16 protein-coding genes are annotated in these 14,320 nt (G+C 43.1%); 6 read left to right on the plus strand and 10 right to left on the minus strand.

Annotated features, from left to right (window positions below):
* Positions 1-285: 285 nt before the first annotated feature.
* From MU515_RS09635 to MU515_RS09650, 3 genes are all read right to left on the minus strand, one after another.
* Positions 286-951 (minus strand): hypothetical protein, encoded by a 666-nt coding sequence (locus MU515_RS09635; RefSeq protein ID WP_260260212.1) that lies wholly within the window; start codon positions 949-951, stop codon positions 286-288.
* Between the two features lie 149 nt (positions 952-1,100).
* Entirely contained in the window at positions 1,101-1,466 is a 366-nt protein-coding gene (locus tag MU515_RS09645) for a hypothetical protein (RefSeq protein ID WP_171341893.1), read from the minus strand.
* A 306-nt stretch (positions 1,467-1,772) separates the two neighbouring features.
* Positions 1,773-2,390, minus strand: a complete 618-nt coding sequence (locus MU515_RS09650) for a hypothetical protein (protein WP_260260213.1) — start codon at positions 2,388-2,390, stop codon at positions 1,773-1,775.
* Positions 2,391-2,571: 181 nt separating this feature from the next.
* Between MU515_RS09650 and MU515_RS09655 the strand changes: the two genes are divergently transcribed.
* Positions 2,572-3,126: a TetR/AcrR family transcriptional regulator gene (locus tag MU515_RS09655; protein WP_260260214.1), complete on the plus strand. Its 555-nt coding sequence runs from the start codon at positions 2,572-2,574 to the stop codon at positions 3,124-3,126.
* A 168-nt stretch (positions 3,127-3,294) separates the two neighbouring features.
* On the opposite strand, the gene MU515_RS09660 is transcribed toward MU515_RS09655, so the two are convergent.
* Complete coding sequence (locus MU515_RS09660) at positions 3,295-4,869, minus strand: BCCT family transporter (RefSeq protein WP_260260215.1); 1,575 nt, start codon at positions 4,867-4,869, stop codon at positions 3,295-3,297.
* Positions 4,870-5,192: 323 nt separating this feature from the next.
* Here MU515_RS09660 and MU515_RS09665 point away from each other — a divergent pair, with 323 nt between their 5' ends.
* The gene (locus MU515_RS09665; RefSeq protein WP_260260216.1) at positions 5,193-5,678 is read left to right on the plus strand and encodes a MarR family winged helix-turn-helix transcriptional regulator; all 486 of its coding nucleotides are present in this window, start codon (positions 5,193-5,195) and stop codon (positions 5,676-5,678) included.
* On the opposite strand, the gene MU515_RS09670 is transcribed toward MU515_RS09665, so the two are convergent.
* The gene (locus tag MU515_RS09670) at positions 5,670-5,882 is read right to left on the minus strand and encodes a hypothetical protein (RefSeq protein WP_260260217.1); all 213 of its coding nucleotides are present in this window, start codon (positions 5,880-5,882) and stop codon (positions 5,670-5,672) included. The two genes, MU515_RS09665 and MU515_RS09670, sit on opposite strands and share 9 nt — an antisense overlap.
* Before the next feature lie 143 nt (positions 5,883-6,025).
* Here MU515_RS09670 and MU515_RS09675 point away from each other — a divergent pair, with 143 nt between their 5' ends.
* Together MU515_RS09675 and emrD are read left to right on the plus strand one after the other, a co-directional pair.
* A complete protein-coding gene (locus MU515_RS09675; RefSeq protein WP_260260218.1) occupies positions 6,026-6,334 on the plus strand; it encodes a DUF1289 domain-containing protein in 309 nt (102 codons plus the stop codon).
* Positions 6,335-6,530: 196 nt separating this feature from the next.
* The gene (gene emrD, locus MU515_RS09680) at positions 6,531-7,736 is read left to right on the plus strand and encodes a multidrug efflux MFS transporter EmrD (RefSeq protein ID WP_260260219.1); all 1,206 of its coding nucleotides are present in this window, start codon (positions 6,531-6,533) and stop codon (positions 7,734-7,736) included.
* 55 nt (positions 7,737-7,791) lie between these two features.
* On the opposite strand, the gene MU515_RS09685 is transcribed toward emrD, so the two are convergent.
* Together MU515_RS09685 and MU515_RS09690 are read right to left on the minus strand one after the other, a co-directional pair.
* The gene (locus MU515_RS09685) at positions 7,792-8,136 is read right to left on the minus strand and encodes a HopJ type III effector protein (RefSeq protein WP_260260220.1); all 345 of its coding nucleotides are present in this window, start codon (positions 8,134-8,136) and stop codon (positions 7,792-7,794) included.
* A gap of 61 nt (positions 8,137-8,197) precedes the next feature.
* Entirely contained in the window at positions 8,198-9,049 is an 852-nt protein-coding gene (locus tag MU515_RS09690; RefSeq protein WP_260260221.1) for an AraC family transcriptional regulator, read from the minus strand.
* A gap of 95 nt (positions 9,050-9,144) precedes the next feature.
* Between MU515_RS09690 and MU515_RS09695 the strand changes: the two genes are divergently transcribed.
* A complete protein-coding gene (locus MU515_RS09695) occupies positions 9,145-10,530 on the plus strand; it encodes an MATE family efflux transporter (RefSeq protein ID WP_260260222.1) in 1,386 nt (461 codons plus the stop codon).
* Between the two features lie 88 nt (positions 10,531-10,618).
* Here MU515_RS09695 and MU515_RS09700 read toward each other — a convergent pair whose 3' ends face one another.
* The 3 genes from MU515_RS09700 to MU515_RS09710 form a co-directional block, all read right to left on the minus strand.
* Positions 10,619-10,873 carry a DUF4282 domain-containing protein gene (locus tag MU515_RS09700; protein ID WP_260260223.1) on the minus strand — a complete coding sequence of 85 codons (255 nt, stop codon included), beginning with the start codon at positions 10,871-10,873 and terminating at the stop codon, positions 10,619-10,621.
* A 193-nt stretch (positions 10,874-11,066) separates the two neighbouring features.
* Positions 11,067-11,546, minus strand: coding sequence for a hypothetical protein (locus MU515_RS09705; protein ID WP_260260224.1), 480 nt, complete (start codon positions 11,544-11,546; stop codon positions 11,067-11,069).
* Positions 11,547-11,716: 170 nt separating this feature from the next.
* On the minus strand, positions 11,717-12,367 hold the full coding sequence (locus MU515_RS09710; protein ID WP_260260225.1) for a Qnr family pentapeptide repeat protein: 651 nt from the start codon (positions 12,365-12,367) through the stop codon (positions 11,717-11,719).
* 387 nt (positions 12,368-12,754) lie between these two features.
* Between MU515_RS09710 and nikA the strand changes: the two genes are divergently transcribed.
* On the plus strand, positions 12,755-14,305 hold the full coding sequence (gene nikA, locus MU515_RS09715; protein ID WP_260260226.1) for a nickel ABC transporter substrate-binding protein: 1,551 nt from the start codon (positions 12,755-12,757) through the stop codon (positions 14,303-14,305).
* Positions 14,306-14,320: the final 15 nt, after the last annotated feature.

Genomic DNA, 14,320 nt, shown 5'->3' on the forward strand with positions numbered 1-14,320 from the left:
TACTTAGAAACTACGATAGTCGGCTAACGCCCTTTTAAGGTGTGAGTAACGCAATACCGAAGCTCTCGCATAACACCTTAATCACTAAACGCAACGCATAGTAAAAATGCCACGCGTTGCGAATCACTCTTAAACAGTTTGTTAAATGCCTTTACATCCCACTTTTCTCAATAATTTCTAACAAAAGCAATATAAATGTTAATAATTTTATCGCCAAATCAAGCAATAACGACATCACTTTTTCTCCTAATTACGTTTCGACATAATTAGGTTACAACTGGAAAACTAATTTCTAGTGGGGGGAATTTCGACACTTGATAAGTTCAGCATTAACGACTTTTCCGAAACTACTCGTAAACGATGATCAAAAAGTCGACGACCTTGTATCGAGGGGTTAACTGCAAACAACGTCAACTTTGCGCCCGAATCTTCTACAACATCCTTAAGCCAATGACTGTAACCACGACATGCCGAGATGATGTCCAAAGGTATACTGTTTTTATCTAGCAAGCCGATACCAACCGTAGCAAAAGAGAAAGCTAGATGAAGTACTGGCTTAAAGGGAGAAAACACCTCTTTCCGAGCTCTTTCTCTTACATCAACGCCATAATCTTTCCATCTATCCCATAACACGCACATTTCGGTACCAGTCAAGCTGTGTGTTTGTATCCAAGATACAGTTCGAAAGACTTTATCAACCAAGATTTTATTTGCAGTTTCTAATCGAGCTTCGAATCTTCGCAATGCAACTTTAGAGAGGTCTTCGCAAGCAAACCCTTTGTAGCCCATCATATCGACAGGCTTGTAACCGTCTTGTCGAGCACCAAGGTACATAATTGAGTCAATTAACTGGTTTCTCTTTTCAAAGCTTCTTTCAGTCTGCTCTGGATACACAAGTATCGCAAAGAATGCTGCGGCTCCAATTATGTCATTCGATACTTCGATCTTCATACAACCTCTGGCATTTAACGCCCTGTTAAGGTGTGAGCAACGCAAGACAAAAGCCTCCGCATACCACCTTAAACACTAAAACCAACGCATGGTAAAAATGCCATGCGTTGCGAATCACTCTTAAACAGTTTGTTATGCTCATATTTCAGTCAAACTTCTGTAGAGTCAATAATTCTAGTTGTTTGGGATTCACGCACAACGTTTTTAATAATTGACTCTAGCTCACTCCTCGAGTCAAACATGTCACTAGAAGCCAAAATGTTATCTCTAGACATACTTCCATTCATACTCAACATAAAATAAAAGCTCTCCTCTTCTTCCATTTCATATATATGGTAATTCGACTCAGCATTGCCGAACTCTCGAATCTGTTCAATTCTTATCTCAGCATCTTCTTTATTAGAGATAAAGCCGACAAGCAGTGAATCATCTGCCAACTTCAGCGATACATTGTATCCATCACCATAACCTGGCTTTGATATTTCGTATTGAGATTTAATACCATTCTTATCCATTTCGATTCCTCAATAATTTTATGTTTTCGTCATATATGTGGTGATATTACGTGCTCGAATGGTCGCTAGAGCATAACACTAACTAGACGACTAACAGCTGCCTTTAGTTCTCACATAATGCCGTTTTTTATTTACTGACTCAATTACAAATCAATACCTTATCATTAATACAACAAAGCTAGACTGCAAATAGCTCAATAACCCCTAAGTGAGCCAGTAAATAACTGGCTCAATGATAGACAATCACTCCTCACCGTAGGTTTCCTGTTTCTCGCAAGCTACGAAATGCCCCTCAATTTCAGTAATTTACTCTGTCAATGTTGGTCGATACGGCTCTTCACGCACACCATGAGAAAGTACTAGCTTTATCATAAAGATTGGTGCAAGCCACTCTAGACCTACTGGCGCTGGAATTAACGTTGCTAGAATAATTGATAACATCACAATCAGTAATGCGATTGGGCGATGGAGATACATTGGTACAAAGTGCAACAATACAATCGAACCCATCATCATTGCGTACCAGAAAAATGCATACGACCACGTGATATCAAAACAGAGTGGAACCGCAAACAACTGAAAATGAATAGCAGGGAACAGAAATTTACTTCCAACCAGTTTGCCTAGTATTGTTAGTTCTAACGATTGATCCGTATGCAAAAATCGCTTCATGGAACCTAAAGAGTTGCTTAACACCCCACCTATCATATCTAGCGTCAATGCCGCAGCTACAACAATTTGTAACCAGCTCCATTCTAGTTGCTGCCAAGCAAAAAAGTAGAGAATAACCGGAGCAATAAATGCTGCGTAGTTAGCAATTATCGATTCCGCTTTGGTTGCTCCAAATCCGGTAGTGAAATTGAATTTACCTTCGCACTCCCAATTGATGTGCGCGTCTTTTATTGTGAGTTTACTGTTTGACATCACTTACTCCCATTGATGTTTTTGGGTCTTAAACTTTAAAAGACCACTCGGTCTATAAAACACTACTCGATCAAAACTTAAGCTGTCAAACATTTCAGACCAGACGGACTAAATAAATTTTTTATTGGACTCACGTGTGAATTATTAATATAGTCCACACGGACTTTAAAGGAGATTCCAAATGCCGAAGATTGTTGATCACCAAGCCTACCGCCGAGAGATTGCCATTAAAGCTGTCGATATATTTACCGAACATGGTGTTAACGGCTTAGGTATGCGCGGTATTGCCGAAGCGCTCGGAATTTCCAAAAGCGCGCTTTATCACTATTTCCCGAGTAAAGATGAACTGTTTAAAGCCAGCACAGAGGTATTTTTGGAGCCAAGTTCACTCTATGGTTTAGCTGATGGAGAGTCGCTCCCTGAGAGTAAAGAGGAAAAGTTAACAAAACTGGTCACCACATTAGATAGCCGTTTTCGTGGTGAAATGACCCTAATGCTTGAATACACCAAAGCCAAAGATACTAAACAAATTAGCAATGACAGCTTACTTGCTCTCGCAAACCAACAGTTCAAGATCGAACTTGGTAAAGCCGTTGGTACTAGCAATGCTGATCAGGCTTTTGCGCTTCTTTATGGTGGGCTGACCATGCGCCTACTTGATGGTGAAAACACCGACCTATCAAGCATTGTCGAGTGGATGTTGGCCCTAACAAAGCGCACTCCTGAAGAAGCTTGATTAAACAAAATCGTGGCGTTGGGTAATTATGACGCTGCTAATCTTGTTAGCTGTTTAAGAATAAAGCGTCTATATCTTATCACTACCCTATCCGTACTCTTTATTACCTCTCTACCAGCAATAAAAAAGGGCGATATAATCGCCCTTTCAATCAAATTACTACTGAGTTTATTTGTAGCGCTCTGTGCGCATACCCATTAGTAGGCTGACACACATCAGCAGCAACACAATGGTAAACGGCAGTGCGGTTGAAATTGCGCCCGCTTGCAATGCTTGAATGGCTTCTGTACCACCAATCCAAAGCAATGCCACTGCGATTGCACCTTCCATAAATGCCCAGAACACACGTTGTAGAACTGGCGCATCTACTTTACCACCCGCGGTAATACTATCGATTACTAGCGAGCCTGAGTCTGAAGAGGTAATGAAGAATACCAGCACAAGTACCACTGCGATAACAGACAATAGCGTGCCGTATGGCAGTGCATCAAACATCTCAAACATTGCAAGTGACACATCGGTTAGGCCTTTCGCGCCTAAGATGCCCTCGCCTTGTATCACTTGGTCAATGGCAATGCCGCCAAACACAGACATCCAAACCAGTGTTACCGCAGTAGGAACAATAAGAACAGCAGTAATGAACTGGCGAACAGTACGGCCGCGAGATACGCGCGCGATGAACATACCAACAAATGGTGACCATGAAATCCACCAAGCCCAGTAGAATACAGTCCAACCTTGGAACCAAGCTTCGTCTTCACGGCCATGTGGGTTACTAAGTGGGATTAGGTTTTCAACATAAGCCATGAAAGTGTTTGGAATATTCCCCAGAGCTACCGCCCACCCAATCAGCGCAACAAGAATTAGCAGCAAGAATGCCACCACCATGTTGATGTTACTGATCACTTTTACGCCGCCATCAATACCACGCAAAACAGACACAACCGCCAGTAGTGTTACGATAGTAATCACCACAACTTGCAGACCTAGTCCGGCTTCAAAACCAAATACGTGCTGAATACCACTTGCTGCTTGTTGCGCGCCAAGGCCAAGTGATGTTGCCAAACCGAAAAGCGTCGCCAATACCGCAAGGATATCCACAACGTGGCCTGCCCACCCCCAAGCGCGATCGCCAAGTAATGGGTAAAAAATAGAGCGGATAGATAGAGGCAAGCCTTTGTTGTAAGCAAAGAAGGCCAATGACAGCGCAACAACACCGTAAATAGCCCAAGGGTGAAGACCCCAGTGGTACATAGTTGCGCCCATCGCTAAGCGCGCGGCTTCTGGTGTATTGGCTTCAACGCCTAACGGGGTTTCATACCAACCGGTAAAGTAAGCCACTGGCTCAGCCACACTCCAGAACATAAGGCCGATACCCATACCTGCTGCAAATAGCATTGATAGCCATGAAATGAAGGAGTAATCAGCCGTTGCATCTTGACCACCAAGACGAATTTTACCTAGCGGTGAAACAACCAGTGCTAAACAGAAGATAACGAAGATGTTACCAGACCAAATAAACAGCCAGTCGAATGCACCGATAATGTCCCACTTGAAACCATCTAAATGGGTTTTGGCTACTTCTGGGTCAAGAACCAAAGCAGCTAGTAGGAACAAGGCAATAAACCCGGCACTCACACCAAAAACAGGGTTATGAACGTCAAAACCCCATTTCTGCACATTATCCTGCCCGATCGTATAATCGGTGCTATCGATACTGTATTTATCGATTCCTTTTGTCATATTTTCTCTCTTACTCTTTTCATCTTCTTTAGAGCTATAAGCGAATTAAATCAGCATGAAAATTTGATTAAACTCTCATTAGTTTACGCCTCTGAATAAAATCTGCCACTTCACGAGGGGTTTTTGGTCGATAAATCTGCAATTTAGCTTTCAGTTGAGTATTTTTTATTCGACACGTGCCGCAATCTGTAAACGAACCATCTGAAAATATGGTTAGTGGTCTAATGTTTTGACTTCAATAATATTATTGGTCTATGGGTTCTCATTACCCTAGATTTAAGGTATGTTTCACGCTTATCAACCGCTATCTGTAAGGTCTCAAGTTGGAAAAACACGAAGAAGTTCTTGTCTCTATCAGACAAATCATCCGCGCCATCGATTTGCACTCTAAGAAATTGAGTAAAGAGTCGGGTTTGACTGGGCCTCAGCTTATTCTGATGCGCTCGATTCGCGACCTAGGTGATGTAACGATCAAAGAACTGTCTAACCATACCAACATGAGCCAAGCGACTGCGACAATCATTCTTGACCGTCTTCAGCGTAATGAGCTAATCGAACGTCGACGCAGTGAAACAGATAAACGAAAAGTACACGCCTACCTTACTGAGAAAGGTAAGCAAGTTCTCAATGATGCTCCTATGCCGTTACAGCAAAACTTCATTAATAAGTTTCAAAAGCTCGAAGAGTGGGAACAAACATTGTTGCTTTCGTCTGTGCAACGTTTGTCATCAATGATGAATGCGGAAGATATTGAAGTGGATGCGGTTCTTGAGCTTGGTAGTATTACCAAGCCAGCAGAATCACACTAAAGTATAAGCTAGGGTTGCGGTGCTTGGTAACAGTAGCGCAACCCAGAATAGGCTGTGAACTAGGTTAAAATTGCGCAGGCGCACCACGAAAGGCGCTGCAACAAACAAGCACAGCAGCGCGTAAAGCGCGATCTCTGATGCCAACATAGTCAACCCGACAACAAATGCGATGGCGGTGATGATTTCTATATTGTTCAGGTGCAACTTTTTACCTAAACCAAAAATAAACAAACAAGCAGCAAGCGAAGGTATCATTATTACGTTATATAGGTATTATTTACTTAACAACGATAATAATGAGAATCGTTATCATTAGCAAGTGCTTAGTGTAATTTCTGGAACAATCAATGAAAACTCCTTGTATTGGCGCCTGTAAAAATAATGGCGGCGTTTGTAGCGGCTGCCATCGCACCATCAATGAAATCACGCAATGGCGTCATTTTGATGAAGCCGAACGTCAATCCATCATGGATCGATTAGCGCGTAAAGACACCACTCACGTATGCCCTAAGTGCAATAACAACGCTTATTGCGACATCAGTGCTGGAAAATCCACATGTTGGTGTCTCGATCTAGAGAAACGCGATCGCTCAGGTATTGAAAATACTGGGACTTGTATGTGCCGTACTTGTCTTTCTGAATTACCGATTGAATAATTATTTTTAATTAGAAAATCTAATGAATCACATAGATTTTTATCTTGCGTGACTTCACACTTTTAGATTGCCATCCGCTCCAACCCACTCTAATATCGCGCCACTGTAAATTCCCTTTACCGTTTTATTTATTAGCTGAGATAAGGCTTTCTTGTCTCGGCCGTCGCTGTTTTGTTTATTTTGTGGGTATCGACTAATGTCTGCGTCTTCTCAAATCATTAAATTCACGTTCCTAATTGCCATTTTGACTGCGGTTGGTCAAATGACCCAAACCATGTATGTGCCTTCAATAGGTCAAATGGCGAATGAGTTTATTGTGACCCCTGCTACCCTGCAGGCAGTAATGGCCTGTTACCTAATCCCTTACGGTTTTTCTCAGTTCATTTACGGCCCACTATCAGACAGATTAGGCCGTAAACCGATCATTATTGCGGGCTTGGTGATCTACATCGTGGGCACTATCGTTGCGCTGTTCGCAGGTGAGTATCACTGGTTTTTGATTGGTAGTTTTGTACAAGGCTTAGGTATTGGCTGTGGCGGTGCTATGTCTCGTACCCTAACTCGTGATTGCTTTTCAGGCAGCGAACTGCACCGTGTGAATAGCCTAATCAGCATGTGTGTGATTTTTTCTCCGCTTATTGCACCTGTATTGGGCGGCGTATTAACTGAATCATTTGGCTGGCGTTCTAGTTACCTATTCTTAGCGCTATTTGGTATCGCTGTGGCTATCACTATGATGACCAGCTTTGATGAAACACTACCAGTAGAAAAGCGTCGCTACGAAAAAGTGACCACCAGCTATAAGTTCGTGTTGTCTGATAAACGCTTCCAAGGCTTTTTGATCTGCTTGGTTGCAACCTTCTCTGGTATTGCGATCTTTGAAGCGGCTGCTGGCGTACTTTTGGCCGGTGTACTTGGCCTGCCTGCAACAACGGTTAGCCTATTGTTTGTCTTGCCGATCCCTGGTTACTTGGTAGGTGCTGCGCTTTCTAGCATCATTGCTGCAAAACGTGGCGAAAACGCGGCTCTAATGTTTGGTTTGTTTGCGATTGCATTAGGGGCATTTGTTATTCTTATCCCTGGTGCAATGGGCTACACCACGGCTGAAACTTTGGTAGGTGGTGCTGCACTGTACTTTTTGGGTGCGGGTATCTTGTTCCCAGCAGCCACAACACGTGCGCTTTCTCCATTCCCTTACCATGCAGGAACGGGGGGCGCGCTATTGGGCGGCATCCAAAACTTAGGCGCAGGTATTGCAACGCTAGGTGCATCGATGATTCCTGCTCATGATCAGTTCCCACTTGGCGTACTAATGCTATTGATGGCTGTTTTGGCCATGATTGGTCTAATGCGTGTGAACCAAAAGCACGATCCATCAAACGAAATGCCTTTGGCAGTGTAAAGCAAACATAAAAATGGGGAGCCGCTTGGCTCCCCTTGTTTTATCTTTAACTCGATTATTTCTCAGTTAAGGCAACACCTTCAAACTTAACCCCTTGCCACCCATGGGCAATGAAGTTACGAATGTTTTGATGATCGTCACCTTGAGGGTTCTGCAATACATCTTGGCGGTAAAAACGCCCAAACAGAGCCAGTGTGTCTTGCTCACTCAAGCCATGCAGTTTTGCAAAAGCAAAAATCTTACATGAGCCATTATTCTCATCAGCTTTATTGCGCGTTGTACCATTACTAAAAGCGGTTGGCGTAAATTGATAGTGCCCTTCTATCACTTGCATTGTTTGTTCAAATCCAATGTCGGCTGGTGTGGCTTTTACGCACTCAATAAAGTTATTCAATTCCATGTGATTCACTTACTTAATAAACATTCTGTTGATAGTTGGCTTAGTGTATTCCATATTGCGGTTACGAGTCTAACGCTGTTGGGTTGGCTCTGTATTCTCGCGGTGTTTTGCCACTCCAAGTTTTAAAGCGTGCGCAAAAGTTCGCAGCGATTGGGTAACCGACCATCTCTCCGATGTGTTGCACCGCCCAATCCGTCGAAAGCAACAGCCTTGCCGCGTATTCCATTCGCATACGAGTGATGTGTGCCTTCGGGCTATGACCATAATACTGTTTACACAAACGATGAAAGTGTGGCGGCGAACAAGGGAACAATTCTGACACCTGCTCTACATCCCACTCTTTATGTAACTGCCGCTGTACCACATCAAATACACGCCTCAACCTTACCTGTTTGCTGTTTAGCTCATCATCTAACCGCGCATTCACTAGCCAATCAAGCTGCTGAATGGTTGATTCGATCACCTTACCACTGAGCTCGATTGGTAACATTCTTGCCCTGAGTAGCATTAACACTGCCGCATAGACCGCTTCAGCCGTGGAGCTTAGTCGATAATCAATTTTATCTGCGATTAACCCGTTCCAATCCCAATCCGGTGAGAGAAACACCCAGGCGATTTGCCACTCCTCTTGTTCAATACCAAATCGGTTTTCAAACCCTGCTGGTACAATCGCCAATGAGCCTGTTTCAAGCTTGATGTTGGTATCTTTACCCTTTAGCCACCCTTGCCCTTTTACAGTGTAAAGCAGCATGTGTTTGTACATGTTGGTTCGGTGGATAGTGAACAGTTCGCGGCAATGTGCGATACCACACTGCACAATGCCAAATCGCTCGAGTTCAAGAATATGATGGTCACTTAAAAACTCGTGCTGAGTTTTGTCAGAGATATGAAGGCATTCTTGCTTGTCACTCATAATGATAGTTTCGCATAACAATTAGATATTTAGAGAAAATACGTTTTTCTGATAAAGAGATAAACTGAACCGCGTAAACCAATAGGAGTAATGCGATGTTCAACACAAGTCTTGATAAAGATTTTATTCGAAACCTAATAAAGATAGGCTTGCCTGTGTCATTGCAATCAATGCTGTTCTCACTTTTGGGTGTGATAGACATCTTAATGGTCAGCCAATTAGGGGAAGCCGCAACCGCAGCAGTTGGTGTCGGTAACCGTATTTTCTTCTTCAATTTGATTGTGGTTGTGGGTATTAGTGGAGCAGTCAGCGTGCTAGCTTCGCAATACTTTGGCGCAAAGAATCTCGATGGCGTTCGCATTACCCTGTTTCAATCTTTGGCGGTAGCCGTTTTGGTCACCACCCCATTTTCTATTTTTTATATGCTCTCACCTGACACTATGGTGTCGTTCATCTCTGATGACGCCACCTATGTGCATCTCGCTAGTGACTATCTTTGGATAACCGCGACCACGTTGCTCGGTACTGCACTCGTTGTGCCGCTAGAAAGTGCACTTAGATCAGTAGGCGAAGCGAAACTGCCTACCGTAGTTGGCATTTGGGCCATCCTTTTGAATGCAACGCTCAATGCGCTACTCATCTTCGGCTTGTTTGGCTTTCCCGAGCTAGGAGTAGTAGGCGCTGCGATTGGTACGGCTGTTTCAAGGCTATTCCAAACTGTGCTTCTGATTAGCATTGTGTACAAACGCCATACCTATTTGATTCCAACGATTACTAACATTAAACAGAGTTTCGAACGCTCCAACTTACGCCGATACTTTAAGATTGGTCTACCTATGATTATTCACGATGCAGCCTGGGCTGGCGGCATCTTGGTGTATAACGTGTTAGTTGGCCAATTGGGCGTTACTGAGCTTGCGATCATTTCATTGCTCGCGCCAATAGAAAGTGTCGTGATTTCCGCTTTCTTGGGCTTTGCTGTAGGTGCTTCGGTTATTCTTGCCAACGAAATAGGCGCAAAGAACTATCAACGCGTTGAACGTACCGCATGGTGGTACGTGAATATCAGTTGTTCGCTGGCTTTTGTCGTCGCTCTACTATGTTTCATTGCTAAGCCACTAATATTTGCTCTGCTATCGATGACGCCCCTCTCAGACCCTACGATGGCGACCAATACTTGCCTAGTGATGATTTTTGGTATGGTGTTAAAGGTGTTCAATATGGTGGGTATTGGCGGGGTATTAAAAAGTGGTGGCGACATTAACTACTCTATTTTTATCGACCTATTTGGCCAGTGGGCCATTGGGATCCCGCTCGCCTACTACACCGGCTTAGTATTGGGATGGTCTTTAGAGTGGGTACTAATGATCATTTGGTTAGAAGAGATAGTGAAGATAGGCCTGACCACGCAGAGAATACGCAGTAAAAAATGGATCAATAATCTAGTGGACGATTACCAAGCTGAGCCATCAACCACATAATGAAATACCGAACCCATAACTTGCCAGTTACACCGCTGGCAAACAAAAAGCCCAACGATAAGTTGGGCTTTTCTTTGTCTGCTCGGATTTATTTTTTGTCCGCGATTTTTTGTAAGTTTGAATTGATTTTGAAGATGACAATCATCAACTCACACCAGATACGCGCACCGATAACACCACCCGCAATCTGTAAAATGCCGAAAACCACATCAGTAGGGTGGAAGTAGTAACTACCAAAGATGGTGTAAACGCCGTTTACCACAGCAACTAATAGCAACACCCAGTAAATCAATGTGATCAACTTTGGTGCCAACATCTTGTCAAAAAAGAACAGGTTTTTCATTTAGTGTCCCAACTACGTTCAGTTTATAACTAATTATTTTCCAATGACTTAGATTGCCTTTGGATTTAAGAACGCGAATCCTAACATAGTTACCTAATGATACAAAAAGGACATTTGTCCGCAGTTATCGCTAGATTTCTCGCAGTGGGCAGTGAGTCACACAAATACCGTTCAGTCCCACCAATTATTACGCTCAATCAATACAGGTAGGAGTAAGCGCTTGATACATTTCATCAAACCCATTAAGTGACAACGTCACACTGTCGTTATTCATATCACCTTGAAGTTCAACCGTTAACTGTGAACCATCATTAAACTGTTCGAGGTATTCATAAGGTACTGTCGCCCAATGTGTCGACCCCTTGATCCAAACATCCATCGTAAATGAAGCATTTGAGTCTATACGTGTTTTAGCGCTATACCCCAATTCTTCACGACTCACCGAGTTAAAGAACAAAAGATTAACCCCTTCCGTCGTACAACGAAGTGCGATCGCATCACTAAAGCCCGTTTTACTCGGTTCAGTAACCCCTAACATCACTGTGTTTTTGCCATCGAAGCTTTTGGCTTCATACCTTTGCCAATCTTGATATTGTTGCGTGAGTTCAAGTTGAGCTGCGCTTGAAAAACTAGCAAGTACGCAACAAGCGGTGATAAGTGTTTGTTTAAGCATAATGATTCAATTGTTGTGGCTCTTACTCTGCTCATTGTTCGAAATTTAAATGAGATTAATGACAATATAAGGCCTATCGTTGTTAGAACCGTGAATCATACTCTCGACAAACAAGAATGCAAATCACTCTCGATTAATAACAAGACTAACGCGACGTTACGAGATCACCGCTAAATCACAATGATACCCAGCGGCTCAAGCAACTGCTCTTGCTGCCAATCACATATTTTTACACCTGTAAGGTCGACTCTGCGAATGTTTAAGCCCGCGAGATCAGCGTGGCTAAGATCACACTCTTGCATATCAAACTGCCCCCACAACTCAGGAGAAAACTCGCCTCGGCTAAGATCTGACCCTTTAAATGACGCGCCCTGTAAGTTTGCTCCTGTCCATCGGTTTTCAAATAGCTCACACTTTTCTAAGCATTGACGCTCAAAGTTACTGTAAGACAAATTACAACCCGTGATATAGGCAGAGCAAAAGTAGACGTTATGACTCACTTGGTTTGAAAATTGAGTACGAACAAAGCTCGCACCTTTTAAATCACAAGCACGCAGTTCAATACCAAAACCATTTGCGCCATAGAAATTACTCATCGCTAATTGGCAATGTTTAAAACTGGCATCTTTGAGATTTGCGTATTGAAACTCACACCCTTCAACTTCACCAGACTCAATAAAACTGCACTTTTCAAAACTCGCCTCTACAAGCTGAGCACGGCTAAAATCACAGCGGTAAAACTTACAGTTAGTGAATCGCTCATAACTTAAGTCTTGCCCTGAAAAATCATGGTTTTCAAATAGTTGATTGTCAAAGCTCATTCATTCCCCCTTTTCGTTGCGCTAAGACTATCAGCAACCAGCCCTTCAAATCACTAAAAATAAAACCAATAAAAACAACGAGTTAAAAACGTTAATTTTGCTATCAATTTGAGCTTCTACGCCCCTCTAGAGACGAGTTAAGCTTTCAAAGCTACGCTTACGCGAAAAAAATAGTTTTGCCCAACCAATAAGCTTATAGAGATTTCACACCCTATAAAATCGTCCTACCTCAAATGCTCCTAACAATAGAATCGTTAGTTAAATGCCCCTGTGTCATTTAATAAACAAATTGATTATTTCAACCAATTTCATTGACACGACACATTCGCATTTGATACTCATTATCATTTGGTATGTTATAACAAGTCATTTATTAAAGGAGTGATAATGAAATTTCTAGGTTGCCTACTTTCTATAGGTTTAGGCATCGCGAGCTTCCAATCTGCCGCGCAAATTAACTTTTCTTGGACAGTGAATGCTGGGCCAATTAACCCTCATCAAACATCGCCTAATCAGATGTATGCGCAAGCCATGGTTTATGAGCCGTTAGTCAAATACGCTGAAGGTGGCAAGTTAGTTCCGTGGCTGGCGAAGTCGTGGACTCTATCTGATGACGGCACAGAATACACATTCAAATTACGTGAAGGTGTAAAGTTTTCAAATGGTGAAGACTTCAACGCGCAAGCGGTCAAACTGAACTTCGAGCAAGTGCTTAAGAATATCGATAAGCATCGTTGGTTAGAGCTGATCAACCAAATTGATAAGGTGACGGTTGAAGATGAACTGACCATTACCTTACACCTAAAAACGCCATATTACCCTACCCTACAAGAGCTAACGTTAGTGAGGCCTGTGCGCTTTATGGCGCCTTCGGCTATGCCTAAAGAAGGCCATACTGGTGAAGGAATTAAGCAACCTATTGGTACTGGCCCTTGGCAGCTCAAAGAGACAGTGTTGGGCGTGAAAGATGTGTTTGAGCATAATCCACACTATTGGGGTAAAAAGCCAAACCACCAGCAAGTAGAAGTAGCGGTAATCGCCGATCCTAATGCGCGCGCTTTAGCATTTGAAAGCGGCATGGTTAATTTAATCTATGGCCTTGAAGGTCAGATTTCACCTGATACCTTCGACCGTTTCAGTAAAGACCCATCGCTACATACTGGCTTATCCGATCCTATTTCGACTCGTTTGATTGCCCTCAATAGCGCCCGCTCGGCAACTCAAGAACTGCCAGTTCGTCAGGCGATGAACCACGCCATCAACCGAGATGCGATTGCTAAAGGTATTTTTTACGGCACTGAATCCCCGGCACATACGTTGTTTGCCAGAAATGTGCCTTATTCCGACGTTCCTCTTACTGACTATCAATACAGCCTGCAACAAGCAAAAAGCTTACTTGATAAAGCCGGCTGGAAACTCGCGTCAGGTTCAGAATATCGAGTGAAAGACGGTGAGCAACTGGCTGTTGAGTTGATTTACCACGGTCACGATGCGAACCAAAAGGCGATAGCGGAAGTGATCCAAGCAAACTTTAAGCAAGTGGGTATCAAACTAAACCTAACTGCGGAAGAGAGAAGCCGTTTCTACAAACGCCAAAAAGCGGGTGAATTTGATCTGATCTTCAACAATACCTGGGGCGCACCATACGATCCGCACTCTTTTGTTAGTGGAATGCGCAGACCATCACATGCGGATTATATGGCGCAGGCAGGCTTAGCCATGAAGCCAGAAATAGATAAAAACATCGATGCGATTTTATCTAGTACGAACGAAGTTGAGCGTAAAAAACTGTACGCCCAATTACTCACTACCCTGCATGAACAAGCCGTTTACCTGCCTGTCACTTACATGCGTATTACCGGCGTCGCTTCGCAAAAGCTCGGTAAATTAAATATGGGCGCAACCGTATTTGATATCCCGTTTGAACAATTAAAATAAAGTGATTAAATGCCA

Origin of the sequence: Vibrio intestinalis (assembly GCF_025195085.2) — a bacterium.
Taxonomy (GTDB): Bacteria; Pseudomonadota; Gammaproteobacteria; order Enterobacterales; family Vibrionaceae; genus Vibrio; species Vibrio intestinalis.

Excerpts from the sequence above, each read along its gene's own strand:
- MU515_RS09635 (WP_260260212.1), bottom strand. The coding sequence starts at position 951 with ATGAAGATCGAAGTATCGAATGACATAATTGGAGCCGCAGCATTCTTT.
- MU515_RS09645 (WP_171341893.1), bottom strand. The coding sequence starts at position 1,466 with ATGGATAAGAATGGTATTAAATCTCAATACGAAATATCAAAGCCAGGT.
- MU515_RS09650 (WP_260260213.1), bottom strand. The coding sequence starts at position 2,390 with ATGTCAAACAGTAAACTCACAATAAAAGACGCGCACATCAATTGGGAG.
- MU515_RS09655 (WP_260260214.1), top strand. The coding sequence starts at position 2,572 with ATGCCGAAGATTGTTGATCACCAAGCCTACCGCCGAGAGATTGCCATT.
- MU515_RS09660 (WP_260260215.1), bottom strand. The coding sequence starts at position 4,869 with ATGACAAAAGGAATCGATAAATACAGTATCGATAGCACCGATTATACG.
- MU515_RS09675 (WP_260260218.1), top strand. The coding sequence starts at position 6,026 with ATGAAAACTCCTTGTATTGGCGCCTGTAAAAATAATGGCGGCGTTTGT.
- emrD (WP_260260219.1), top strand. The coding sequence starts at position 6,531 with ATGTCTGCGTCTTCTCAAATCATTAAATTCACGTTCCTAATTGCCATT.
- MU515_RS09685 (WP_260260220.1), bottom strand. The coding sequence starts at position 8,136 with ATGGAATTGAATAACTTTATTGAGTGCGTAAAAGCCACACCAGCCGAC.
- MU515_RS09690 (WP_260260221.1), bottom strand. The coding sequence starts at position 9,049 with ATGAGTGACAAGCAAGAATGCCTTCATATCTCTGACAAAACTCAGCAC.
- MU515_RS09695 (WP_260260222.1), top strand. The coding sequence starts at position 9,145 with ATGTTCAACACAAGTCTTGATAAAGATTTTATTCGAAACCTAATAAAG.
- MU515_RS09700 (WP_260260223.1), bottom strand. The coding sequence starts at position 10,873 with ATGAAAAACCTGTTCTTTTTTGACAAGATGTTGGCACCAAAGTTGATC.
- MU515_RS09705 (WP_260260224.1), bottom strand. The coding sequence starts at position 11,546 with ATGCTTAAACAAACACTTATCACCGCTTGTTGCGTACTTGCTAGTTTT.
- MU515_RS09710 (WP_260260225.1), bottom strand. The coding sequence starts at position 12,367 with ATGAGCTTTGACAATCAACTATTTGAAAACCATGATTTTTCAGGGCAA.
- nikA (WP_260260226.1), top strand. The coding sequence starts at position 12,755 with ATGAAATTTCTAGGTTGCCTACTTTCTATAGGTTTAGGCATCGCGAGC.